The sequence below is a fragment of the Kosakonia sp. R1.Fl genome (genome assembly GCF_023516815.1).
Lineage (GTDB): Bacteria > Pseudomonadota > Gammaproteobacteria > Enterobacterales > Enterobacteriaceae > Kosakonia.
On sequence record NZ_JAMGSQ010000001.1, the window covers coordinates 2747980 to 2772698 of the forward strand.

24 protein-coding genes are annotated in these 24719 nt (G+C 56.8%); 7 read left to right on the top strand and 17 right to left on the bottom strand.

Annotated elements, in window-relative coordinates; genetic code table 11:
- Nucleotides 1-30: 30 nt before the first annotated feature.
- From M8Q36_RS12880 to M8Q36_RS12935, 12 genes are all read right to left on the bottom strand, one after another.
- Entirely contained in the window at nucleotides 31-444 is a 414-nt protein-coding gene (locus M8Q36_RS12880; RefSeq protein WP_249881144.1) for a formate hydrogenlyase maturation HycH family protein, read from the bottom strand.
- The gene (locus tag M8Q36_RS12885) at nucleotides 437-1213 is read right to left on the bottom strand and encodes an NADH-quinone oxidoreductase subunit B family protein (RefSeq protein ID WP_249881145.1); all 777 of its coding nucleotides are present in this window, start codon (nucleotides 1211-1213) and stop codon (nucleotides 437-439) included. The genes M8Q36_RS12880 and M8Q36_RS12885 overlap by 8 nt, the downstream gene beginning before the upstream one ends.
- On the bottom strand, nucleotides 1210-1758 hold the full coding sequence (gene hyfH, locus M8Q36_RS12890; RefSeq protein ID WP_020454686.1) for a hydrogenase 4 subunit H: 549 nt from the start codon (nucleotides 1756-1758) through the stop codon (nucleotides 1210-1212). The genes M8Q36_RS12885 and hyfH overlap by 4 nt, the downstream gene beginning before the upstream one ends.
- Nucleotides 1759-1769: 11 nt before the next feature.
- Complete coding sequence (locus M8Q36_RS12895) at nucleotides 1770-3479, bottom strand: hydrogenase large subunit (protein WP_096325422.1); 1710 nt, start codon at nucleotides 3477-3479, stop codon at nucleotides 1770-1772.
- Between the two features lie 20 nt (nucleotides 3480-3499).
- Entirely contained in the window at nucleotides 3500-5083 is a 1584-nt protein-coding gene (gene hyfF, locus M8Q36_RS12900; protein WP_249881146.1) for a hydrogenase 4 subunit F, read from the bottom strand.
- A 4-nt stretch (nucleotides 5084-5087) separates the two neighbouring features.
- Nucleotides 5088-5738: a hydrogenase 4 membrane subunit gene (gene hyfE, locus M8Q36_RS12905; RefSeq protein WP_017458953.1), complete on the bottom strand. Its 651-nt coding sequence runs from the start codon at nucleotides 5736-5738 to the stop codon at nucleotides 5088-5090.
- A gap of 11 nt (nucleotides 5739-5749) precedes the next feature.
- Complete coding sequence (locus M8Q36_RS12910) at nucleotides 5750-7189, bottom strand: hydrogenase 4 subunit D (protein WP_249881147.1); 1440 nt, start codon at nucleotides 7187-7189, stop codon at nucleotides 5750-5752.
- Nucleotides 7190-7205: 16 nt separating this feature from the next.
- The gene (locus M8Q36_RS12915; RefSeq protein WP_249881148.1) at nucleotides 7206-8153 is read right to left on the bottom strand and encodes a respiratory chain complex I subunit 1 family protein; all 948 of its coding nucleotides are present in this window, start codon (nucleotides 8151-8153) and stop codon (nucleotides 7206-7208) included.
- Between the two features lie 13 nt (nucleotides 8154-8166).
- Complete coding sequence (gene hyfB / locus M8Q36_RS12920) at nucleotides 8167-10188, bottom strand: hydrogenase 4 subunit B (protein ID WP_249881149.1); 2022 nt, start codon at nucleotides 10186-10188, stop codon at nucleotides 8167-8169.
- Nucleotides 10188-10808: a 4Fe-4S dicluster domain-containing protein gene (locus tag M8Q36_RS12925; protein WP_249882772.1), complete on the bottom strand. Its 621-nt coding sequence runs from the start codon at nucleotides 10806-10808 to the stop codon at nucleotides 10188-10190. Before M8Q36_RS12925 ends, hyfB begins: the two co-directional genes overlap by 1 nt.
- Nucleotides 10809-11075: 267 nt before the next feature.
- The gene (bcp, locus tag M8Q36_RS12930; protein ID WP_020454679.1) at nucleotides 11076-11546 is read right to left on the bottom strand and encodes a thioredoxin-dependent thiol peroxidase; all 471 of its coding nucleotides are present in this window, start codon (nucleotides 11544-11546) and stop codon (nucleotides 11076-11078) included.
- Nucleotides 11546-12118, bottom strand: a complete 573-nt coding sequence (locus M8Q36_RS12935) for a glycine cleavage system transcriptional repressor (RefSeq protein WP_208616137.1) — start codon at nucleotides 12116-12118, stop codon at nucleotides 11546-11548. The genes bcp and M8Q36_RS12935 overlap by 1 nt, the downstream gene beginning before the upstream one ends.
- A 145-nt stretch (nucleotides 12119-12263) precedes the next feature.
- Between M8Q36_RS12935 and dapA the strand changes: the two genes are divergently transcribed.
- From dapA to ypfH, 6 genes are all read left to right on the top strand, one after another.
- Nucleotides 12264-13142: a 4-hydroxy-tetrahydrodipicolinate synthase gene (gene dapA, locus M8Q36_RS12940; RefSeq protein WP_045510336.1), complete on the top strand. Its 879-nt coding sequence runs from the start codon at nucleotides 12264-12266 to the stop codon at nucleotides 13140-13142.
- Between the two features lie 16 nt (nucleotides 13143-13158).
- Complete coding sequence (gene bamC / locus M8Q36_RS12945; RefSeq protein WP_020454676.1) at nucleotides 13159-14193, top strand: outer membrane protein assembly factor BamC; 1035 nt, start codon at nucleotides 13159-13161, stop codon at nucleotides 14191-14193.
- A gap of 106 nt (nucleotides 14194-14299) precedes the next feature.
- Complete coding sequence (gene purC / locus M8Q36_RS12950) at nucleotides 14300-15013, top strand: phosphoribosylaminoimidazolesuccinocarboxamide synthase (RefSeq protein WP_017458944.1); 714 nt, start codon at nucleotides 14300-14302, stop codon at nucleotides 15011-15013.
- A 132-nt stretch (nucleotides 15014-15145) separates the two neighbouring features.
- Nucleotides 15146-16012 (top strand): KPN_02809 family neutral zinc metallopeptidase, encoded by an 867-nt coding sequence (ypfJ, locus tag M8Q36_RS12955; RefSeq protein ID WP_249881150.1) that lies wholly within the window; start codon nucleotides 15146-15148, stop codon nucleotides 16010-16012.
- Nucleotides 16013-16022: 10 nt separating this feature from the next.
- On the top strand, nucleotides 16023-18038 hold the full coding sequence (locus M8Q36_RS12960; RefSeq protein WP_249881151.1) for a tRNA(Met) cytidine acetyltransferase TmcA: 2016 nt from the start codon (nucleotides 16023-16025) through the stop codon (nucleotides 18036-18038).
- A gap of 77 nt (nucleotides 18039-18115) precedes the next feature.
- Nucleotides 18116-18814, top strand: a complete 699-nt coding sequence (gene ypfH / locus M8Q36_RS12965) for an esterase (RefSeq protein WP_249881152.1) — start codon at nucleotides 18116-18118, stop codon at nucleotides 18812-18814.
- 41 nt (nucleotides 18815-18855) lie between these two features.
- Here the strand turns inward: ypfH and M8Q36_RS12970 are convergent, their stop codons facing one another.
- The 4 genes from M8Q36_RS12970 to M8Q36_RS12985 all read right to left on the bottom strand — a co-directional run bounded on the left by M8Q36_RS12970 (nucleotide 18856) and on the right by M8Q36_RS12985 (nucleotide 21089).
- Nucleotides 18856-19056: a YpfN family protein gene (locus M8Q36_RS12970; RefSeq protein ID WP_017458940.1), complete on the bottom strand. Its 201-nt coding sequence runs from the start codon at nucleotides 19054-19056 to the stop codon at nucleotides 18856-18858.
- Nucleotides 19057-19072: 16 nt separating this feature from the next.
- A complete protein-coding gene (gene dapE / locus M8Q36_RS12975) occupies nucleotides 19073-20200 on the bottom strand; it encodes a succinyl-diaminopimelate desuccinylase (RefSeq protein WP_249881153.1) in 1128 nt (375 codons plus the stop codon).
- 3 nt (nucleotides 20201-20203) lie between these two features.
- Nucleotides 20204-20560: an ArsC family reductase gene (locus M8Q36_RS12980; protein WP_249881154.1), complete on the bottom strand. Its 357-nt coding sequence runs from the start codon at nucleotides 20558-20560 to the stop codon at nucleotides 20204-20206.
- A 91-nt stretch (nucleotides 20561-20651) separates the two neighbouring features.
- A complete protein-coding gene (locus M8Q36_RS12985; RefSeq protein ID WP_249881155.1) occupies nucleotides 20652-21089 on the bottom strand; it encodes a GNAT family N-acetyltransferase in 438 nt (145 codons plus the stop codon).
- A gap of 184 nt (nucleotides 21090-21273) precedes the next feature.
- Here M8Q36_RS12985 and ypfM point away from each other — a divergent pair, with 184 nt between their 5' ends.
- The gene (gene ypfM / locus M8Q36_RS12990; protein ID WP_100181659.1) at nucleotides 21274-21333 is read left to right on the top strand and encodes a protein YpfM; all 60 of its coding nucleotides are present in this window, start codon (nucleotides 21274-21276) and stop codon (nucleotides 21331-21333) included.
- 100 nt (nucleotides 21334-21433) lie between these two features.
- Here the strand turns inward: ypfM and acrD are convergent, their stop codons facing one another.
- Nucleotides 21434-24547: a multidrug efflux RND transporter permease AcrD gene (gene acrD, locus M8Q36_RS12995; protein WP_249881156.1), complete on the bottom strand. Its 3114-nt coding sequence runs from the start codon at nucleotides 24545-24547 to the stop codon at nucleotides 21434-21436.
- Nucleotides 24548-24719: the final 172 nt, after the last annotated feature.

Here is a 24719-nt window from a genome sequence, read left to right on the forward strand (position 1 = left end):
CACTGGGGTGACATTTATGTGATGAATCATTCAGCGCAACAGCCGCACCATCAGATAGATCGCCGGTTCATGCGCCATATCCTGTAAATATTGCAGCAACTGGCGGCTCCAGCTCCGCCAGGGTTCTTCTGCGGTTTTTGATAACTGCACGCATGTCGGTGCCAGCGTATTCACGTGGCTGGCATCGATGACGATTTCGCCAAAGGTTAATAACCCCTGCATTTTGCGCCTGGCTTCGGCGTCGTCGATTAACGTTAGCCAGTGCTGATACTCATCAAGCGGGCATTCGAGCGCCACGTTGAGGCAGTCGATCACCCCAACGTGATGACCAATCGCCAGCGAGTAGTACATCACCTGGCGGCTTTTCTCTTCCAGTTCGACGCTGTTATCGACAAACTTCTGCCGCAGCATCCAGAACATCACTTTCGCTTGCTGCTCAGACATGGGCACGCTCCAGCTCGTTCATCAGTTGCTGCACAATGGAGGTCAGGCGCGGGTCTGCCGCCTGTTGCAGCCAGTTATTTACCCGCAGCGTAGCCTGCGCGGGATCGCCTGCGGTTAATAAAGCGAAGAGCTGGTCGGTGATCTCGCGTCCCTGGCGATAACCCGCCAGCTGGCGCGCCAGCCGTTCAAGCGTCACGCGCAATGCCAGTGGCAGTGTCGGCCAGCGTACGCTGGCAATTTCATCTGCCGCTTGTTGATGGTCGACGGCGTGCAGTTTTTGCTCCAGCAAGCCAAGCGCCACCGCGAAACCGTGGATGGTTGCCGCTGGCGTCGGCGGGCAGCCGGGGATCCACACATCAATCGGCACAATGGTGTCGCTGCCGCCCCACACGCAGTAGAGATCGTGAAAAATCCCGCCGCCGACGCCGCACGCGCCGTAGGAGATGGCGATTTTATGATCCGGTGCCGATTCCCAGGCGCGCAGCGCGGGCATGCGCATGGCGCGCGTGACCGCGCCGGTAAACAGCAAAATATCCGCGTGGCGCGGCGAAGCCACCACTTTGATGCCAAAGCGTTCCGCGTCAAACAGCGGCGTAATGGCGGCAAAAATTTCGATTTCACACCCGTTGCAGCCGCCGCAATCGACGCGGTAAACGTAGGCAGAACGCTGGATATCGCGCAGCAAGAGCTGTTTCATTTTCTGCGCGGATTCATCGAGCGGCACCGGCTGGCTGACATGCTGGTTCAGCACTTTCAGGTCGGAACTCATGCTTGCTCCTTCAGGTAATAGTGCACGTTAACGCTGCCGCGATGCTCCAGTGCCGCGCGTCGGCGGCACGCCGGGCAGAGAGAGGCTTGCGCCCGCAGGTTCTCCAACTGATGCGGTGCGTTTTGGTTCAGGGCCAGCAGTTCCACCGCCAGCGCCACGGATTTTTCTGGCGCGAACGGCACGCCGCACTCGCTACAGTGCTGCAGGCGGAAGGTGGCGCGCACATAGAGATCGGCTTTGTTAGTGACCGCCAGCTCAAACTCTTCCGACAGACGGATCGCCCGCGTCGGGCACACCTCTTCGCAGCGCCCGCAGTAGATACAGCGGCCGATGAACAGTTGCCAGACGCGGCTGTTCTCTCCGGCATCCGTTTCCAGCGTGAGCGCGTTCGCCGGACAGGCGGTGGTACAGGCGCCGCAAGCGATGCATTGCTGCGGATCCAGTTCCGGTTTGCCGCGAAACCCCGGGCACACCTCCAGCGGTGCGAACGGGTATTTCACCGTCGGCTCGCCCGCTCTGAGAATGGTTTTCAACAATTTCAGCATCGTTTCTTTCCTTACTTCAGCGGCGAGTGGCGACGTTCAATGCCGTAACGTTCGATCTCTTTGTAGGGCACGGTAGTCGATTTACGCTTGCGCACATCCACCAGCGTCACGCGGTCGGTACACGAATAGCAGGGATCGAGGCTGCCGATAATCAGCGGCGCATCGGAAACGGTATTGCCGCGCAGCATATAACGCAGCACCGGCCAGTTGGCGTAGGTCGCCGCGCGACAGCGCCAGCGGTAAAGTTTCTGATTGTCGCCGAGCATGCTCCAGTGCACATCTTCGCCGCGTGGCGCTTCCACATAACCGAGGGCGAATTTATGCGGCTGATAGCTGAACCCTTCGGTCAGCAGCGGTGTATCCGGCAGGTTATCAAGGGCAAACTCAATCATTGCCAGCGAATCGAACACCTCTTTCACCCGCACCATGACGCGTGAAAAGACGTCGCCATCCGGCCAGGTAAACAGCGTTTTCGGCAGGTTGCCGTAATCCGCGTACGGGTGATCGAAACGTAAATCGCGGGCAAAACCGCTGCCGCGGATCAGCGGCCCGACCGGGCTGAAATCGCGTGCGACCTGGCGGTCAAGAATGCCCACCCCCTGGGTGCGCTGCGCCATGTTGGGCGTGGAGAGCAGCATATCGACCAGTTGCGCCACTTCCGCGCGCATCTCTTTCACCAGTTGAATGGTTTTGACGCGTTGCTCTTTGAGAATGTCGCGGCGGATGCCGCCAATCAGATTCAGACCGTAGGTTTTGCGCGAACCGGTGAGCAACTCAGCCATGGTCATCGATTTTTCGCGGATGCGGAAAAACTGCATAAAACCGGTATCAAAACCGACAAAGTGGCTGGAAAGACCGATGTTGAGCAAATGGCTGTGCAGCCGTTCCACTTCCAGCAGCACCGAACGGATAGTGTGCGCCCGCTGCGGCACCACAATGCCGAGCGCGTTTTCCACCGAGGTGGTGTAAGCCACACTATGGGCAAAACCACAGATGCCGCAAACCCTGTCCGACAGGAATGTCACTTCGTTGTAGCCCATGCGGGTTTCCGCCAGCTTCTCCATGCCGCGATGCACATAAAACAAGCGGTAATCGGCATCGACAATCCGTTCACCATCGACAAACAAGCGGAAATGCCCCGGTTCATCCGAAGTGATATGCAGCGGGCCAATCGGCACAATGCGCGCCGAATTGCCGCCATCGTTGATAAAGGTGTAGTTTTCCGTGTCGCTGGTTGGCTCCGGGCGCAGACGGTAATCCATGGTGTCTTTGCGCAGAGGGTGCAGATCGTCCGGCCAGTCATCCGGTAGCACCAGCCGGCGCTGATCCGGCAAACCGACCGGGATCAGACCGTACATATCGCGGATCTCACGTTCGCCCCATACCGCGGCGGGTACGCGCGGCGTCACCGACGGGAATTCGCGCGTGTCGGCATCGACCAGCGCTTTCACCACAATCCAGCACTTTTCCGCACCTTCCATCGACAGCGCGTAGTAGACCGCGTAATGACCATTCAGGGTACGTTCATCGTTGCCAAACAGCACCGGTAACCAGCCATCATGCTGGTAATAGAGATAGTGCACAATGTCCGGCAACAGGTTGATTTTGACCGTTATAGTGACTTGTTCGAAAGTCTGGCGCTCCTCGTCCAGCACCGCGCCGGGAAATTGCGCCTTCAATGCAGCAAGACAGGCGTTGCCGCGAGGTTGCTGGAGATTCACGCTTGCTAAATAACTCACTTTCACTCTCCCTGACGATGCGACGGCGTTGCCGATGCGGCGGTGGTATCAACATTGGCCCACAGCCAGCTAAGCTGGGTGGGATGATCATCATTGCTTTGCTGCACGATGGTGGCGGCGCTGGCCAGTAAACGGCTGACCGGCTGAGGAATATGCGTACCCATCACCAGCATCATCACCAGTAAAATCACCATCGGCGCGGTAGTGAGCCAGCCCAGCTCGCCGGTTGCCACCTGCTGCGGCGGCGTGGCGAACAGCACTTTCGCCACCATGCGCACCAGCCCGCCAAGCACCAGCGTCAGTAACACCAGCAGCAGGATGGTGACGGCGAGATGTTCCGCCGCCAGCCCGGCGGTGACGGTCATAAACTCACTGAGGAAAATATTGAATGGCGGCATACCGCCCAGCGCCAGCGCGCCGCCGCCGAGCAGTACGGCGGTAAACGGCATCACTTTCAGCATCCCGCACACCACATCCATATTGCGGGTGCCGTACTTCAGCAGCACATTACCGGAGCCGCAGAACAGCAGCGTTTTCGCCAGACTATGATTGAGCGTGTGCAGCAGCGCCGCCAGAATACCGAGCGGGCCGCCGATGCCGAGCGCAACAGCTACCAGCCCCATGTTTTCCACGCTGGAATAAGCCAGCAGGCGTTTCATATCCTGCTGCACCAGAATGAAGAACGCGGCGACGCCCACCGACAGCAGACCAAAAATCAGCAGTAGCCGGTTGGGAAAACTGTCCCCGATGGCATGACAAATAATGATGTAGTAGCGGATCAGCACCAGCAGAGCGCAGTTGAGCAGCACCGCCGAGAGCAGGGCGCTCACCGGGCTGGGTGCTTCGCTGTGCGCGTCCGGCAGCCAGGCGTGCATCGGGAACAGCCCGGTTTTAGTTCCAAAACCAATCAGCACAAACACAAACGCCAGCACCATCAGCGTCGGGTCGAGCTGACCGCTCTCTTTCAGCACTTCGGTCCAGAAAATGGCGTGATCAGGCTGCGCCATAAAGCTGGCGGCATTGGCGTACACCAGCACCGTACCGAACAGGCCAAACGCCACGCCAACGGTACAGATGATGATGTATTTCCATGCCGCTTCCAGCGACGAGCGCTGCCCGTAAATACCGACCAGAAAAGCGGAACTGAGCGTAGTGGCTTCGATCGCCGCCCACATCACAATCAGGTTATTGCTGGTGACCACCAGCAGCATGGTGAACAGGAACAGGTGAAAAAAACCGTAGTAGTAACAGAGCGTCGGCACGCTGATTTCACCGTGATCGACTTCATGGCGCATATAGCCAATCGAGTAAAGCCCGGTAATAAAACCGATGACGCCCAGCAGCGACAGGAACAGCCCGCTCAGGCTGTCGATATGCAACCAGCGGCTGGCGGCGAAAATTTCCCCTTCGCGCACCGCTTCCGCGACCGTCCACAGGGCGATAATCAGCAGCAGCGAAATCCCCAGCGTATGCACCACCGTAACCAGCATGCGCGCCGCATTGCCGCTTAACCGGCAGGCGAAGCACAGCGCAGAAACCAGCAGCGGCGTCAGCAGTAACAACGTGAACATCAAGGTATGGCTCATGGTGTTACCCCTTCAGCGCCGTCAGCGTGTTGACATCCAGCGTGCCGTGGGTGCGCCAGATTTTCCGTGCCAGCAGCACCATCACAATCACCGCGAAAATGGCGTCGGTGGCGATGCCAATCTCCACCAGCTCCGGCGCGCGCCAGGCGAGCAGCGCCAGCACCAGGTGCGAGCCGTTCTCCATCAGGCAGTAGCCGAAGATCTGCCGCAATATATTACGCTGGCTGATAATGCACAGCAGCCCAAGCAGGAAGTGACCGAGCGCAACGGCGAGCGCCGGTTTGAGCTGGGCGATCATCGGTAACTGCACCGGGCGCACCACAAACCAGCACAGCAGCACAATTGCCGCCGCCATCAGCACCAGCGTGGCCGGGCCAAACAGCCGTTCTCCAACGCCGGATTGCGCCATCTTGCGAAAGGCGTAGCCCATGATTAGCGGCACCAGCAGCACTTTGGTGAAGAACGCGCTGAACGACCACATCAGCAACTGTTCGGCGTCCAGCAGCTGCGACAGGGTAAAAAAGATAGAGACCAGCACCAGCGATTGCAGGGCATACAACCAGCAGGAGACGGAGTAGCGTCTGGCGCAGGTGACCAGCAGCGAGGTGAACATCATCAGCCCCGCCAGGTTGTTAACAAGCAGTGTTCCCGTCATTATCGACTCCCTTATCCAAGCCACGCCGCAGCGATCACGCTTGAGCACAGCGACATCACAATCAGAATCACCAGTACCAGTTTCATCGCATACGGCAGCGGTGCGGCCTGCGCCACTTCCTCGCTCGGCTCACCTGGCACCACGCGCCCGAACCAGTAAATAAACCAGCCGAAACTGGCGACGGATTCCACCAGCGCCAGAATCATTACCGCCAGTAAAATCGGGGCGTCATTCGACAGGGCAAACCCGGCGGCGAAGAGAGGGAATTTACTGAAGAAACCGTTAAACGGCGGCACGCCGGTGATCGCCAGCGCGGCAACGCAAAAGCCAATGCCCGCCAGCGGCAATGTCTTCATTACCCCGCGCAAGCGCGGCAACAGACGCGTACCGCAGCTGTAGCTGAGCGCGCCCGCCACGAGGAAAAACAGGCTTTTGGCAAAGGCGTGGTTGAAGATGTAAACAATCCCCGCTTTGAAGGCCAGCGGTGAACCGAAGGTCGACAGCGACAGGGCGAGGAAGATCCATGCCAGTTGCGAGATGGTCGACCAGGCCAGCAGCCGTTTCATATCTTTTTGCGGCAGATACATCAAAAAGCCATATACCAGCGTCAGCGTCGCCATGCCGACACCAATCCAGCTGATGATGTGAGGAATGTGCCCGCCTTCGGCGATTGCGCGGGCAAAAATGTAGACACCCACTTTCACCATGGACGCGGCGTGTAAGTAAGCGCTCACCGGGGTTGGTGCTTCCATCGCATCCGGCAGCCAGGCTTGTAACGGCAACTGGGCGGATTTGCCCCACGCGGCAAACAGAATGCCGCCGTATACCAGATAGGCCGCCGGGCCTTGTAGCTGACTGATGGCGCTCAGGGCAAACGTGTGGGTATGCAAAAACAGCGTGGCCGCCGCCAGATACAGGCCAAGCGAACCGACGTGCGTAATAAGCAGCGCTTTCATCGCCGCGCGCTGGGATTTTTCGCTCTGGTAATAACTAATCAGCGCCCAGGAACAGCCGCCGGTGATCTCGAAAAACAGCAGTTGCCCGAGCAGCGTGGAGGAGAGCACTAAACCGGACATCGCACCGATAAACACCAGCAGGAACGCGTAATAACGGTTGCTGCCGTCATGCGGATGCTCGCGGTTGCTGCGCGTCAGGTAACCGGTCGAATAGAGCGCCACCAGCAGGCCAAGAAACACCACCGCAAACAGGATCAGGGTGCTGATGCGGTCGACTAACAGACCAAACAGCACCACCTGACCCACCGCCAGCAGCGGCATATCTGCGGTTTCACTGCCCGCCTGGTAAAAGCGCCAGGCCAGCAGCACGGTGGCAAGCGTTGCCAGAAGCGCGAAGAGCGTGGCAAGCTGCGGCGCGGTTTTCCGTGGGCAAAGCGAGACGACCAGCGCGCCGATAAAGGGCAGCAGTAGCGTCGTCAGAGCAAGAGTTTCCATTATTTTTCCGCGCTCCTTACAAACCGGTTAACCAGAGGACATAGGACAGCGCAGCCAGACTGAAGCCGAGCCAGGTCAGGCGGTGCGTCAGCAAAAAGCGCCCGCGCGCCAGCGAGTTTTCCACCACCGACGCCAGCACGAACACCACCAGCAGTTTCAGCAGCGTGATCACCAGCGACAGCGCCATCGCGCCCGCGCTGAGCGTGACGGCATTACCGAAGGGGAAAAACAGCGCCAGAAACAGCGAGGCCATCACCACCTGTTTCAGGCCGACGCCCCATTTCACCAGCGCCAGACCGGCACCGGAGTATTCGGTCAGCGGGCCTTCCTGCAACTCCTGCTCCGCTTCCGCGACGTCGAACGGGATTTTGCCCATCTCAATAAAACAGGCGAACCCGCAAGCCAGCAGCGCTAAAAAGGTGGCGACCGGTGACATCCAGCCCGCCGCCAGCGTGTTGCTGATGGCGCTGATTTGGGTGGATCCCGCCAGTAACGCCAGCACCAGCAGCGAAAGGATCAGCATCGGCTCCACCAGAATTCCCAGCGTCAGCTCGCGGCTGGCGCCGAGGCCGGAGAAGGGGCTGCCGGTATCCAGCCCGGAAAGGGCAAAGAAGAAACGGAACAGGGCAAAGAGATAAATCAGGGTGATTAAGTCGCCCGCGCCGGCAAACGGCGCGGTGCGGATAAACAGCGGCAGCGTCATCGCCACCAGCAGCATGCTGCTGAGCAACACCCACGGCATGGCGCGAAACATCAGGCCGGAGGAAGCCGGCGCGACAGCCTGGCGTTTCAGCAGCTTTTGTAAGTCGCGATAATCCTGCCAGATCCCCGGCCCTTTTCGCGAGTGCATGCGGGCGCGGATTTGCCGGGAAACGCCGGTAAACAGCGGCGTCAGCGCCAGCAATAGGGCTGCCTGGCAGAGGGCAAATAGCCCGAGTGACCACGCAGATGTCTGTTCTAACATTGTTGTCTCCTCCTCACAGCGCGATCGTCAGCAGCAGGATCACCAGCGCGGCAATCACATACAGGCAGTAGAGCCGGAAATCGCCGCTTTGCAGGTACTGCACCACGCGGGCCACGCGCTGCGTTGAGCTGACCAGCGGGCGAATGATTTTCTCGTCCCAGAACGGCTCCGTGCGTGTTGCCGCCTGCGTAATACCGCCCAGGCTGCGCTGTAAAGGCTGAGCCGGATCGAGCTGTTTACGTAGCTGGTAAAGCGGGCCGAACATCACGCGCAGCGGCTGGGTAAAGCTGCCTGCGGAAGGAGCCATGCCTTTTTCCCACGCGTAACCGCAGGCCCAGGCATCGCCGCTGCGGCGAAACGCGCCGCGCGTCTGGCGGTTGAGGAACCACAGCACGCCGGGCAGGAGGGGCAAAAGCAGTAACAGCAGGAACACGGTGGAAGGCGTCAGCATCGCTTGCTGCGCATCTCCGGGGATAAGCGTTGCGCCTTCAGCGGCGGCAAGCGCTGCTGGTGGCGTTAAGCTCAGCGCGATATGCATTAATTGCGGGGCCACCCAGCTTGCGCCCACGCCGAGCACGACGCACAGCAGCGCCAGCACGGACATGGCGGCAACCATCGGCCACGGCACTTCGCGTGCCTGATCGGCTTTTTCACTGCGGGCATTGCCGCAAAAACTGACGCCGTAAACTTTCACAAAACACATTGCCGCCAGCGCACCGGTGATCGCCAGCATCACAATGGCAATGGGGCCGGCGAGGCGCGGGATGATGGCGTCAATGCGGGTCAGGGAGAACAGCGACTGATAGGTGTACCACTCGCTGATAAAGCCGTTCAGCGGCGGCATCGCGGAAATCGCAAGGCAGCCCACCAGAAATGCGCCGGCTGTCCACGGCATCCGTTTACCGAGCGCCCCCATTTTTTCCATATCGCGGGTATGCAGACGAAAGATGATTGCGCCTGCGCCCAGAAACAGCAGGCCTTTAAACAGCGCGTGGTTAAGCAGATGAAACAGCGCGCCGAGCAGGCCGACAGCGGCAATCACCGGTTGATGTAAGGCGATGCCCGCCATGCCGACGCCGACGCCCAGCAAAATGATGCCGATATTCTCGACGGTGTGCCATGCCAGCAGGCGTTTGATGTCGTGCTCCGCCAGCGCGTACAGCACGCCAAGCACCGACGACACCGCGCCAAAAGCCAGCACCACCACGCCCCACCACAATGGAATACCGCTGTGGCCGAGCAGGTCGATACCGACTTTGATAATGCCGAAGATACCAATTTTCACCATCACGCCCGACATCAGCGCCGACGCGTGCGACGGTGCCGCCGGGTGGGCGCGCGGTAACCAACTGTGCAGCGGCAACATCCCGGCTTTGGCGCCAAAACCGAAAAAGGCCAGCAAGAAGACCGCTGACGCGGTGCCCGGTTCAAGCGTGAGCATGCGGAAACTGGCGAAATCGAGGCTGCCGCTCTGCCGCCACATCAGGAAGAAGGCGATCATAATCAGTACCGACCCGGCGTGGGCGATAAAGAAGTAGAGCATCCCGGCGCGGATCGACTCTTCATCCTGGTCAGTGATAACCAAAAACCACGAGGCGAGGGACATCATTTCAAACAGCACGATGAACCAGAACGCGTTATCCATCACCACCAGACCGACCATTGAGGCGATAAACAGGTTCATAAAAAAGCCCATCGCCCCGGCACCCTTGCCGATGTATTCCCGCACATACGCCAGTGAATAGAGCCCGCACAGCGTGACCAGCAGTGAAATCACCAGCACCATGAAAGCGCTCAGGCTATCCATGCGTACCACGAAATGGGCGAAATCAAACGGGCCAATAACCTGAAAACTCAGCGGCACGCCGCCGTGCAATGCGCTCAGGGCGCTGGCGATCCCCAGCACGCCGCCGAGCATGGCGGCGATCCCGGCGACGTTGATCGCCAGTTCCTGACTGCGGGCAAGCAACAACGACAGGACGCCTCCGGCGACGTACACCACGATTGACCACATCAATAATTGCAGGGCATCCATTAGCGTTGCTCCGGCGAAGAGGGAAGAGGAGGGAAGGTCACATCGGTTGAACTCAGCGCGGCCAGCTCCCGACGGGCCTTGAGCTGTTTATGCAGTGTGTTTTCCGTTTCCAGATGCAGCGCCTGCGTGGGGCAAGCCCGTACACAGGCAGGGCCTTCGGGCAGAAAGTCGCAGAGATCGCATTTCACTGCGATGGTTTGCACCCCCGCGTTCCAGCGTAAAAAGGGGTGATCGTTGGGCGCACTGCCGGGCACATCGCGTAATTGTTCTTCGGCAATGTGATGCTCATAACGGGCGGGAATATTAAGCGGGCGGCTGCCGGCGGGCGTGATCGCCCCGAACGGACACACCAGCCCACATAGTTTGCAGCCAATGCACAGCGTTTCGTTGAGATAAACGGCATCATCCCGAAACGAAATGGCATTAACCGGACACACCTGTTTGCATGGCGCGTCGTCACAGTGGCGGCACAGTATCGGCGCGGTTTTGCTGGGGGTGCGCACGAGTGTCAGCCGGGGATGGTGTTGCAGTCCCTGGCTTTTATGCACATCCGAGCAGGCGGCAAGGCAGGTATTGCATCCTATACACCACTCGGGATCGGCAATCACAAAGCGGTTCATTTCGGCTCCCTGGAATCGACGTAAAAACATTGAGCCTGCTTTAGCATAAGCTGTGCCAAAGTTATAAATCGTTTAATTTCAAATGATTGTGTATTTTTGAGGATCGAGGGGCGAACAAAAGTGATGGTCAGTGCAGCGCGAAAATTAACCTGTCGGCACAAGTGTCGACATCACGGCGTGAAGTGTGATCGTGGTCAAATATCTGAAGGGCGAAGCAAAGGAAAGGGCGTACCAGAATGGGCCGCCCTGAGAAAAGGTGCGTTACTGTCAGGCGTTCTCTTTCAGCCAGTTAACCACGATGTCGTGGTGATTGCTGGTTTTGAAGTCATCAAACACATGTTCAACTTTACCGTCAGCATCCACGAGGAAGCTGATACGGTGGATGCCATCGTAGGTTTTCCCCATAAAGGTTTTTTCACCCCAGACGCCAAACTGCTCGCAGACCTGGTGGTCTTCATCAGAGAGCAGCGTAAAGTTGAGCAGCTCTTTTTCGGCAAAGCGGGAAAGTTTCTCTGGTTTGTCGGTGCTGATACCCAGCACTTCCACACCCGCTTTCTTTAACTCATCCATGTTATCGCGCAGGCCACAGGCCTGGACAGTACAGCCTGGTGTCATGGCTTTCGGGTAGAAATAGACCAGAACACGCTGTCCCTGGAAGTCGGCCAAATTTACTTGTTCACCGTCTTGATCGGGCAAGCTAAATTTCGGTGCGATATCACCGGCTTTCAGTGGATTCATTACTTAACTCCATCCTGTTCATCATGCTGGGAATAGTTGACGATGTTTATACTGCCTTGCGCGTTCAATTCTGTACATAGGGCTTTGAACGCCTGCTCAATATTTGACGCGTCCTGTGACGCGGGGCTATGAGCGGTTATCTGGATAAATAACGTTGGCGCAACGGTAAGATTACCGGGCTGTGTACGGGAGACTAACTCCGCAATATTCATGTCGTGTGCGTCGAAAAGCGCAGTGAAACGCTCAATCAGGTGGGGCGAATCGGGGACTTCAACCTGCACCCACACGGTGGCTGGCATATCAGGACGCGGACGGGCATCGGTGCGCTTCATCACAATCAGCAAATCCAGCTCGGCGCCTTTCAACGGCAACGTCGATTCGATAAGCGTGATGGCGTTCCACGAACCCGAAAGCAGCATTATAAACGTGAACTCTTCCCCCAGCATCGCCAGACGGCTGTCTTCGATATTACAGCCGCAGCTGCTGACGTGGCGTGTGATCGTGTTCACAATGCCAGGCCTGTCGGCCCCCAGCGCAGTGATAACCAAAAAGTGTTGTGATGAGGTTGTCAAACCTGAGCTTCCTGTCAAACGTGAGGTAATCATAAGGAAAGCATAAAAAAAACCGGCATACAACCGCCACAGAGCCTCAGGTCTCTTGCTTTTCTGACGGCACCGCACGTACCATTGAGAATCTTGTTCGCACAGAGGATGGCCCATGTTCACGGGAAGTATTGTCGCGCTTATCACGCCGATGGATTCGCAAGGTAAAGTCTGCCGGTCAAGCCTGAAAAAACTGATTGATTACCATGTCGCCAACGGAACCACGGCGATCGTTTCGGTAGGGACTACCGGTGAATCCGCCACGCTGAGCCATGATGAACATGCCGACGTGGTGAAGATGACGGTTGAACTGGCCGACGGGCGCATCCCTGTGATTGCCGGGACGGGCGCGAACGCTACCGCAGAAGCCATCAGCCTGACCCAGTGTTTCAACGACAGCGGCGTGGTGGGTTGCCTGACCGTTACGCCTTACTATAACCGCCCGACTCAGGAAGGGCTGTTCCAGCATTTTAAAGCCATCGCCGAACATACTGACCTGCCGCAAATTCTGTATAATGTGCCGTCGCGTACCGGCTGCGATATGCTGCCGGAAACCGTGGGTCGCCTGGCGAAAATTAAAAATATTATCGGTATTAAGGAAGCGACCGGGAACTTAAGTCGTGTTCACCAGATCAAAGAGCTGGTTTCAGACGACTTTATTCTGCTGAGCGGCGACGATGCCACCGCGCTGGACTTTATGCAGCTCGGCGGTGACGGTGTGATTTCCGTGACCAGCAACGTGGCGGCGCGTGATATGGCTGACATGTGCAAACTGGCGGCCGAGGGGAATTACGCCGAAGCACGCGTGATCAACCAGCGTTTGATGCCGTTACATAACAAACTATTTGTCGAACCCAATCCAATCCCGGTCAAATGGGCATGTATGGAGTTGGGGCTTGTAGCAACCGACACGCTGCGTCTGCCGATGACGCCCATCACCGACCACGGTCGTGACGTTGTCCGCACTGCGCTTAAGCATGCTGGTCTGCTGTAAAGTTTAGGGAGATTTGATGGCTTACTCAGTACAGAAGTCGCGCCTGGCGAAGGTAGCGGGTGTTTCACTTGTGATGTTGCTCGCCGCCTGCAGTTCCGATTCACGTTATAAGCGTCAGGTTAGCGGTGACGAATCCTATCTGGATGCGGCTCCGCTTGCTGAACTTCACGCGCCCGCAGGGATGATCCTTCCGGTGCAAAACGGTGATTACACCATTCCTGTTGCTAACGGCAGTGGCGCAGTAGGTAAAGCGCTGGACATTCGTCCGCCAGCTCAGCCGCTGGCGCTGGTGAGCGGTGCGCGCACCCAGTTTACCGGTGACACCGCGACGTTGATGGTCGAAAACGGTCGCAACAGCACGCTGTGGCCGCAGGTCGTCAGCATTCTTCAGGGGAAAAACTACAGCATCGACAAACGTGACGATGCCACGCAAACCCTGACCACTGGTTGGGTTGACTGGAACCGTCTGGATGAAGATCAGCAGTATCGTGGTCGTTATCAAATCTCGGTGAAACCGCAGGGTTACCAGCAGGCGGTTGTCGTCAAGCTGGTGAATCTGGAACAGGCGGGCAAACCGGTTGCGGACGCCGCATCGCTGCAGCGTTACAGCACCGAAATGCTGAACGTGATCTCCTCCGGTCTGGATAAAACCGCAACGGACGCGCAAAACGCGGCGGAAAACCGCAGCGTCTCTACGCTGAATGTCCAGAGCGCTGCCGATGATACCGGTCTGCCGATGCTGGTGGTGCGTGGTCCGTTTAACGTGGTGTGGCAGCGTCTGCCGTCCGTGCTGGAAAAAGTGGGCATGAAAGTGACCGACAGCACCCGCTCAACGGGCAGCATTGCCGTGACCTACAAGCCGCTGTCTGACAGCAGCTGGCAGGAACTGGGCGCGCGCGATCCGGGTCTGGCCTCCGGCGACTATAAACTGCAGGTCGGCGATCTGGATAACCGCAGCAGCCTCCAGTTCATCGATCCGAAAGGCCACACGCTGACACAATCGCAGAACGACGCGTTAGTCGCAGCCTTCCAGGCGGCGTTTAACCGATAATCCTCAGGGCCGGATGTTCCGGCCTTTTTTTATTATGGTGACGCAAACGTGTGCGTCGGCGTAAAATAGCCAAATTAGCCTTGTAATCACACCTGGAGTAATGAAGATGCAAAAGCAAGCTGAGTTGTATCGCGGCAAAGCGAAGACCGTGTACAGTACGGAAAACCCGGACCTGTTGGTGCTCGAATTCCGTAACGATACGTCAGCAGGGGATGGCGCGCGCATTGAACAGTTCGATCGTAAGGGCATGGTGAACAACAAGTTCAACCATTTCATTATGACCAAGCTGCAAGAAGCGGGTATCCCGACCCAGATGGAAGCGCTGCTTTCAGATACCGAATGTCTGGTGAAAAAACTGGATATGGTGCCGGTAGAGTGCGTGATTCGTAACCGTGCGGCAGGCTCGCTGGTGAAACGTCTGGGCATTGAAGAGGGCATTGAACTGAATCCTCCGCTGTTTGATATGTTCCTCAAAAACGATGCGATGCACGATCCGATGGTGAACGAATCCTACTGCGAAACCTTCGGCTGGGTGAACAAAGAAAATCTGGCGCGCATGAAAGAGCTGACCTACAAGGCCAACGACGTGCTGAGCAAATTGTTTGATGACGCCGGTTTGATCCTCGTTGATTTCAAACTGGAATTTGGCCTGTTTAAAGGTGAAGTGGTACTCGGCGATGAATTCTCCCCGGACGGCAGCCGCCTGTGGGATAAAGAGACGCTGGATAAAATGGACAAAGACCGTTTCCGTCAGAGCCTTGGCGGCCTGATTGAAGCCTATGAAGCCGTGGCGCACCGTCTTGGCGTGAAACTGGACTGATCTTCACCTCGCGTTACTTCCGGAGGATGCCTGCATCCTCCGGATTTCCTCACTTTTTTCCTGTGCTAATCCTTCCCTCTGCGCCTACGATCATATATACACTGAGTCCATCATTGGGATAGTGAGGTAGTTATGCGCTGGCAAGGCCGTCGAGAGAGTGACAACGTAGAAGACCGACGTAATGAGTCGGGTGGGCCGTCGATGCGCGGGCCGGGGTTTCGTTTACCGGGTGGCAAGGGTGGGATAATCCTGCTGTTTGTGGTGATCGTCGCGAGCTATTACGGTGTTGATCTCACCAGTTTACTGACCGGGCAACCGGTTAGCTCTCCCACGCAACAACAGCGCGCCGCGAACCCGCACGAGGATGAGTCTGCGCATTTTACCCGCGTTATTTTCGCCACCACCGAAGAGACCTGGGGCCAGCTGTTTGAAAAAATGGGTCAACATTATCAACAGCCGACGCTGGTAATGTACCGTGGCAGCACCCATACCGGTTGCGGTACCGGGCAATCCATTATGGGGCCGTTTTACTGCCCGGCGGACAGCAAAATTTATATCGATCTCTCTTTTTACGATGAGATGAAAAACAAGCTCGGTGCGGGCGGCGATTTCGCCCAGGGGTATGTGATTGCGCATGAAGTCGGTCATCACGTGCAAAAACTTCTGGGAACGGAAGCTAAAGTGCGCGGCCTGCAACAAAACGCCACACAACAGCAGGCAAATGCCTTGTCGGTGCGCATGGAGTTGCAGGCCGATTGTTATGCGGGCGTCTGGGGCCACAGCATGGAGCAGCAGGGTGTGCTGGAGCCGGGCGATGTCGAAGAGGCGTTAAACGCTGCGCAAGCCATTGGTGATGATCGCTTACAGCAGCGCAGCCAGGGCGTCGCATTCCCGGACAGTTTCACGCATGGCACTTCGACACAGCGTTACACCTGGTTCAAACGCGGCATGGACAGCGGCGATCCGGCGCAGTGCAATACATTCAGCGGGCAGCTGTAATCATCTCGTGATGCAACAACTGATTGAACTGAGCGCCCGCATGGCGCAGGAAGGGATCCGTCGCTTGCTGGTGATTGCCGGTCAGCCTGCGTGGAGTGAGGCGCAGGCGAGCACACTGCGCGACTTGCTTCCCGGCGACTGGCTGTGGGTCGGTGAAAACAGCGGCTGGCCACAACACATTCAACCTCGCGCATTAACTACTTTGCTCGGGCGGGAATTCCATCATGCCGTGTTCGATGCGCGTGAAGGATTCGATGTCGCCGCGTTTGCCGCGCTTGGCGGGACGCTCACGGCCGGTAGCTGGCTGGTGTTGCTCACACCGCCGTTCGCGCTGTGGCCGCAGCAGCCGGATGCAGACAGCCTGCGCTGGAGCGACACCGCCGAGCCGATCCCGACCCCGATTTTTATTGATCACTTTTGCCGTACGCTCCGTGACGATCCACAAACCGTGGTGTGGCAGCAAACGTCACCTTTTTCTCTTCCGGATTTTCCTTCCCGGCCTGAATGGCACGCGGCAACTGGTGCACCCGAGCGCGAGCAGGCGCAGATCCTCGCGCAACTTCAGCACATGCCGCCAGGTGTCGCGGTGGTGACGGCACCGCGCGGGCGAGGAAAATCGGCGCTGGCGGGGATGCATATTGCCCGCATATCTGAGCCTGTCACGGTTACCGCACCTGCGCGCGCCGCCACCGATGTGCTGGCGCACTACGCCGGGGAGCGGTTCAACTTTATTGCCCCGGATGCGTTACTCCAGCAAATAACGGCGCAGGGAACACAACCCGGCTGGCTGGTGGTGGATGAAGCGGCTGCCATGCCTGGTCCGCTGCTGCATGCGCTGGTTTCCGCTTTCCCTCGCGCATTGCTCACCACCACCGTACAGGGTTACGAAGGCACCGGGCAGGGGTTTTTGCTGAAGTTCTGCGCCGGGTTTCCGCAGTTACGCCATTACACGCTCTCTACGCCGCTGCGCTGGGCGCAGGGCTGCCCGCTGGAGCAGGTAATTAGCGCTCTGTTGTTGTTTGACGATGAACCTGTCGCGGAACCGCCGAGAGGTGACATCACCATGCAACCACTACCGGCGCAGGCCTGGCGAGAGGCACCGGCGATCCCGGCGGCGATTTATCGTCTACTGGCGAGCGCCCATTACCGCACGTCACCGCTCGATCTGCGACGCATGATGGATGCGCCAGGGCAGCATTTCTGGCAGGCTTGCCGGGCAAAAACGGCGGTTGCCGCGCTCTGGCTGGTGGAAGAGGGTGGGTTAAGTGCCGGGCTTAGCCAGGCGGTGTGGGCGGGTTTTCGTCGCCCGCGTGGTAACCTGGTCGCGCAATCGCTGGCCGCGCACGGCGGTAGCCCGCTGGCGGCAACCCTGCGCGGGCGGCGCATCAGCCGCATTGCTGTGCATCCTTTTTGCCAGCGTACGGGGATTGGCAGTGCGCTCATCGCCCATGCGCGAGCGCATACAACGGGGTGTGATTACCTCTCCGTCAGTTTTGGCTATACGCCAGAATTATGGCGCTTCTGGCAGCGCGGCGGTTTTTCGCTGGTGCGCCTTGGCAGCCATCGCGAAGCGAGCAGCGGCTGTTTTACCGCCATGGCGATACTCCCGCTGACGGCGGCTGGCGAAGCCTTGCGGGTGCGGGAACAGACCCGGCTGGCGCGCGATCTGCCCTGGCTTGCCGACTGGCGCGAGGAAACATTGTCTCTGCCTGTTGTTCAGTCGACTACGCTTAGTGAAGAGGACTGGCTGGAGCTGGCCGGTTTTGCCTTCGCGCATCGACCTCTTTCGGCGGCTTATGGCGCGTTATGCCGTTTGTTGGCGTACACGGATTTGCCATTGTCGGCACTGCGAGGACAGGTAAGCAATGGCGAAAGCGAACAGGCGTTATGCCAGCGTTTATCGCTGAGCGGGCGTAAAGCGCTGCTGTTATCTCAGCGCCGGGAGTGTGAACAGGCGCTCTTGCAACTGGATGCTGATCGCGTACTCAATCTGAAAACACAGGTGCAGAAACTGCAATTTTTTTAACTAACTCATTCAGTTAAATGGCATGGTCATTATGGCTCCCGGGCGTAAACTGCACTTAACGATTTAAGGAGACAACCATGAAACATGACCATTTCGTTGTACAAAGTCCGCCATCCCCGGCAAAACAATTACTGCTGTTGTTTCATGGCGTTGGCGATAACCCGGTCTCCATGGGACAAATCGGCAGCTGGTTTGCACCGCACTTTCCCGATGCGCTGATCGTCAGTATTGGCGGCGTCGAAGCCTGCGGTGCACCACCCGCCCGCCAGTGGTTTTCCGTGGCAGGCGTGACGGAAGAAAATCGTCAGCAACGCATTGATGCTGTAATGCCGCAATTTATTGACGTTGTGCGCTACTGGCAGCAGCAAAGCGGCGTAAATGCGTTAGCCACGGCGCTGATTGGCTTTTCGCAGGGGGCGATTATGGCGCTGGAAGGGCTGAAAGCGCAGCCGGATCTCGCTTCGCGTGTCATTGCCTTCAACGGGCGTTATGCCACGCTGCCGCAGGCGGTTTCTACGGCGCAGACCATTCACCTGATTCACGGCGGTGAAGACCGGGTTATCGATTTGGCCTGGGCGGTGAAGGCGCAGGAAGCAGTGCAAACGCTGGGCGGCGATATCACGCTGGATATTGTCGACGATTTGGGCCATGCCATTGATGATCGCAGTATTGAGCTGGCGCTCAAACATTTGCGCTACACCGTGCCGAAGCACTATTTCGATGAAGCGTTAAGCGGCGGCAAGCCGAATAACGACGATATTATTGAGTTTTTATGAGCAAAAAATTCACCCCCGATAGGGGGTGAATTATGTGAGGCTTACTTTTTCGGCTGATCCTGTTTCGGCCAGTCGTCATCGTCGTCCCACTTGTCGTTGAAATCACGATGCGGTGGCAGATCCGGCTTGTTAGCGAGGAATTTTTTGTGATCGACCCGGCTCAGGTCTTTGATCACATTAATCAGTACGCCAAGTAAAAAAACCAGTACCAGAATCCACCAATATTTTGCCAGCCAGTCCATGTCATCCTCCAGGCCATCAGGCGATGAGTTGTTCCATAATGCGTTGATACATACGGGCAAGCAGTTGCAAATCCGCCGCGTTCACACATTCGTTGATCTTGTGAATGGTGGCGTTCACCGGCCCAAGTTCAACCACTTGCGCGCCCATACACGCGATAAAACGGCCATCTGACGTGCCGCCGGTGGTTAACAACTGCGGTTTGATTTCATTATAGTGCTCAATGGCATTAACCACCGCATCCACCAACTTGCCGCGCCCCGTCAGGAAAGGCTGCCCGGAAACCCACCACTCCACGCTGTAACGCAACTGATGTTTATCCAGTAACGCCTGCACATGAGCTTTGATCATCTCGTCGGTCAGCTCGGTACTGAAGCGGAAGTTGAACTGCACAAACAGATCGCCAGGGATAACGTTGTTGCTACCGGTTCCGGCTTTGATATTGGCAATCTGCATGCTGGTCGGCGGAAAGTATTCGTTGCCGTGATCCCACTGGATCGCCACCAGCTCATTGAGCATTGGCGCGGCGCGGTGCACCGGGTTATCCGCCAGGTGCGGATAGGCAACATGCCCCTGAACACCATGAATCGTCAGATTGCAGGTCATTGAACCACGGCGACCATTTTTTACCACATCGCCCACCACTTCCGTACTGGAAGGCTCGCCGACCAGGCAGTAATCCAGCCGTTCATTACGCGCCATCAGTGCGTCGACCACTTTAACGGTGCCGTTGGTGGCGCTGGCCTCTTCGTCAGAGGTGATAAGAAATGCCAGACGGCCTTTATGCTGCGGATGCTGGGCGACAAAACGCTCGGCGGCGACGACCATCGCCGCCAGCGAACCTTTCATGTCTGCCGCGCCGCGGCCAAACAGCATGCCGTCACGGATGGTCGGTTCAAAAGGCGGATTGATCCAGCGGTCGGCATCGCCAGCCGGTACCACATCCGTATGGCCAGCGAAGGCCAGCGTTTCGCCTTGCCCGCGCCATGCCCAGAAGTTTTGCGTGTCGCCAAAATCCATCGGCTCAATGGTAAAACCGATAGCGCGCAGACGTTCAATCATCAGCGCCTGGCATCCTGCATCATTGGGGCTCAGAGAAGGGCGACGAATAAGCTGCTGTGTCAGCTCAATAACCGGGCACGACATAAACTACACCTCGTTAATAAACGTCTCATAACTGGATTCATTGAAACCCAGCAGCATAGGCTTACCCGGCGCGCAGAGCAATGGGCGTTTGATAATTGCAGGCATTTCAAGCATCAACGCGATGGCGGCATCATCACTGGTGATGGTGGCGCGCTGGGCTTCATCCAGCTTACGCCAGGTGGTGCCACGGGTGTTTAACAGCGCTTCCCAGCCGAGTTCATCAACAAATGTACGCAGTAAATCTGCATGAATACCGTCTGCGCGGTAATCATGGAAACGGTATTCCACCCGCTGCGCTTCGAGCCAGCGGCGCGCTTTTTTAATGGTGTCGCAGTTTTTAATGCCGTACATGGTGATCATGGTGAATCCTTTTGTCTCATTTTTGGTTACTTGTGCAAGAAATTAGAATAATGGATTTTAATTTGCCTGTGATTAGTCTGATAAGCAAATGTCAGCGGATATAACCACTCTGTTCCAGTTTGAATAAACTTTCAGGTGTTGCGCATACCATGCCTGTGGTTAAAAAACGGAAACCATATTGTTGATAAAATCCGGTCTTTTCCGGTACGGAATAAATAAAAGTTTTGCCGAACGGTAATAATGTTCTGACAATGTCAGACATTAGCTGTTTTCCATAACCGCGGCCCTGCATTTCTGGCGCGACCACAATATCCGCAACATAGCTGGCCCATGTCAGATCGCTGATAGCACGCGCCGTGGCGACCAGTTTCCCGTTATGGTAGCCGAACCAGCAGAAGGTGCTGTTGCGCCACGCTTGCTCGACCTGTAGCGGGTCGCGCTCATTGAGTCCGCCTGCGGCAATCAGCGCCGTTAACGCCAGCCAGTCCACCGCTTCAATTGCTGATTTATCGAACAATGTGATCGTCATTTCATTTGGCCCTAAAGTTTTTATGGAATATTGCCGTTATTCACAGTAAATGACATGACATCGGCTCATAGTTATCACAAGCATTAAAAGTACCCCGCTAATAGCGATTGAAGCAATTGATTAACATCTCTTCAATGTTGTTACGGGTTTAAGTAGAATTGCCAGAATAATAAGAGAGGTAGTTATGATTGAACATGAACTGGGGAACTGGAAAGACTTTATCGAAGGCATGCTTCGTAAATAATTTCCTGACGGACGATTAAGCAGTGACGGCTTAATAAATAACAATGTGAACCGACACATGAAAAAGGCGACCAGCAGGTCGCCTTTTTGTTATGCAGAAATTACTGCGCGCGCGCTTTGAGCGGGAAACGGCGACGCACCAGCACGAAGAACAGCGGCACAAAGAAAATCGCCAGCACGGTGGCGGAAATCATCCCGCCCATCACACCGGTACCCACCGCATGCTGGCTGCCGGAGCCCGCACCGGTGCTGGTTGCCATTGGCAGCACACCGAAAACGAACGCCAGCGAGGTCATCAGGATCGGCCGCAAACGCTGACGGCACGCATGCAGTGTGGAGACCAGCAAATCTTCGCCTTTCGCATTCATATCATTGGCAAACTCAACAATGAGTATCGCGTTTTTCGCCGACAGGCCTATGACCGTCAACAGCCCGACCTGGAAGTAGACATCGTTCTCCAGCCCGCGCATCCAGGTTGCCAGCAGCGCGCCAATCACGCCAAGCGGCACCACCAGCATCACCGAGAACGGCACAGACCAGCTCTCATACAGCGCTGCAAGGCACAGGAATACGACCAGCAGGGAGACCGCATATAACGCCGGTGCCTGCGCGCCGGAAAGACGTTCCTGGTAAGACATGGCGGTCCACTCCAGACCAAAACCGGTAGGCAACTGGCTAACCAGTTTTTCCATCACATCCATCGCCGTACCGGTGCTGACGCCGGGGGCGGATTCACCGACAATCTCCACTGCGGCATAACCGTTGTAGCGCTCAAGGCGCGGCGAGCCGGTTTCCCAGCGCGAAGTAGCAAACGCGGAGAACGGCACCATTCCACCGCTGCTATTTCGCACATACCAGAGATTGATATCGTCCGGCAACATGCGGTATTTCGCCGCAGCTTGTACGTAGACTTTTTTCACGCGACCGCGATCCATAAAGTCATTCACGTAGCTGGAACCCCAGGCGGTTTTCAGCGTGTTGTTAATATCATCAATCGACACACCCAGCGCCTGCGCTTTGCGCTGATCGATATCGATTTGCAACTGGGCGCTGTCATCAAGGCCGTTATGGCGAACGCGGGTCAGCGCCGGATCTTTCGCCGCCATTTCAATCAACTGATTACGCGCGGCCATCAGAGCATCGTGGCCTGCACCGGCGTGATCCTGCAATTCCATATCAAAACCGGCCGAACTCCCCATGCCGCTGATAGCGGGCGGGCTGCTGGCGAAAACGCGGGCTTCACTGATGCGGCTAAACGCTTTGGTGGCGCGTTCGATAATGGCAAACGCGCTACCGCTGTTCGGGTCGCGGGCTTCCCAGTCTTTCAGGCGGATAAACAAACGCGCCACGTTCTGCCCGTTACCACCGGGGCCGGAGCCGACGGTAGCAAACACCGATTCAACATTCGCTTTCTCGTGGGTGAAGAAATAGTCTTCGACTTTCTGCACCACTTTCAGCGTCTGCTGTTGCGTTGCACCACTCGGCAACTGCACGGATGTGGTAAACATGCCCCGGTCTTCCAGCGGCAGAAACGACGTTGGCAGACGCAGGAACAGCAACACCATGCCGCCAATCAGCAGCACATAGAGCAAAATCCAGCGCAGGCTGCGGTGCAGAATTTTACCAACGGCGGTTTCATAACGATCGGCATTACGGTTGAAAATGCGGTTAAAAGCGCCGAAAAAGCCTTTCTGCCCGTGCAGCTCACCTTTATGCAGCGGCTTGAGCAGCGTGGCGCATAACGCCGGTGTGAGGATCATCGCCACCAGCACAGAAAGCACCATCGCCGAAACAATGGTGATGGAAAACTGGCGATAAATCGCGCCGGTGGTGCCGCCAAAGAACGCCATCGGTACAAATACCGCCGACAGCACCATCGCAATCCCCACCAGCGCGCCCTGGATTTGCCCCATTGATTTACGCGTCGCTTCCCTGGGCGACAGCCCTTCTTCGGTCATGATGCGTTCGACGTTTTCCACCACCACAATCGCATCATCCACCAGCAGACCGATGGCAAGCACCATGGCGAACATGGTCAGGGTGTTAATGCTGTAGCCGAATGCGTAGAGCACGGCGAATGTGCCAAGCAGCACGACGGGCACGGCGATAGTGGGGATCAGCGTGGCGCGGAAATTTTGCAGGAACAGGTACATCACCAGAAACACCAGCGCGATAGCTTCGAGCAGGGTTTTCACCACATCGATAATCGAGGCTTTAACAAACGAGGTGGTTTCGTAAGCGACTTTATATTCCAGACCGTGCGGGAAAAAAGGTGCCAGCTCGTTTAAGCGATTAATCACAAGCTCTGCCGTCGCCATTTCGTTAGCGCCGGAGGCCAGCTTCACCCCCAGCCCGGACGCGGGATTACCGTTAAAACGGCTCAGGTAGTCATATTTCTCTGCGCCCAGTTCCACCGTCGCCACGTCGCCAAGACGCACTTCTGAACCGTCCTGATTCACGCGCAGCGTAATATTGCGAAACTGTTCCGGCGTTTGTAAAAGTGACTGCGCATTGATAGTGGCGTTTAACGCCTGGCGATCAACAGAAGGCGTTCCGCCAAGCTGCCCGACGGCGATTTGCGCGTTCTGCGATGAAATGGCAGTGGTGACGTCCGAGGCGGTGAGCTGGTAACTGTTGAGCTTCGCAGGATCGAGCCAGATACGCATGGAATATTGCGAACCGTAGGCGTCAATATCGCCTACGCCGTTTACGCGGCTAATCGGATCCTGAATATTACTCGCCACGTAGTCGGAGATATCTTGTTTATCCATCGAACCGTCGGTGGAGACAAACGCGATGGTTAAAATGTTGGTATCACCGGTTTTACGCACCGTGACGCCCTGGTTTTGCACGGCCTGCGGAAGTTTACGCATCGCCGATTGCAGCTGGTTTTGTACCTGCTGTACGGCCTCATCAGGATCGGTACCGGCGCTGAAATTGAGGGTGACCGTCGCCTGCCCGGTGGCGCTGCTTTGCGAGGACATATACATTAAATTATCGAGGCCGGTCATATTCTGCTCGATAACCTGAGTAACGGTATTTTCCAGGGTTTGCGCCGATGCGCCAGGGTAGTTAGCGGTAATGCGGACGTTAGGCGGGGCTAAATCGGGATATTGTTCGACGGGTAAAGAAATAATGGCAAGTGTCCCCGTAAGACAGATCAGGATCGCCAGCACCCACGCAAAAATGGGGCGATCAATAAAAAAATTCGCCATCAGAAATAAAACCTCATATTGCTGCGCATCGTTATAGTGACATTGCTTGCATCAATGTAGCGGCAATGCAGAAACCAATCGTGGAGAAAAAAAGGAGAAAATGTAAATTATCATGCCTGATTAAGGCATAACTATGCATAACCACACTTAAGCAAAATTTCCTCCTGCACAA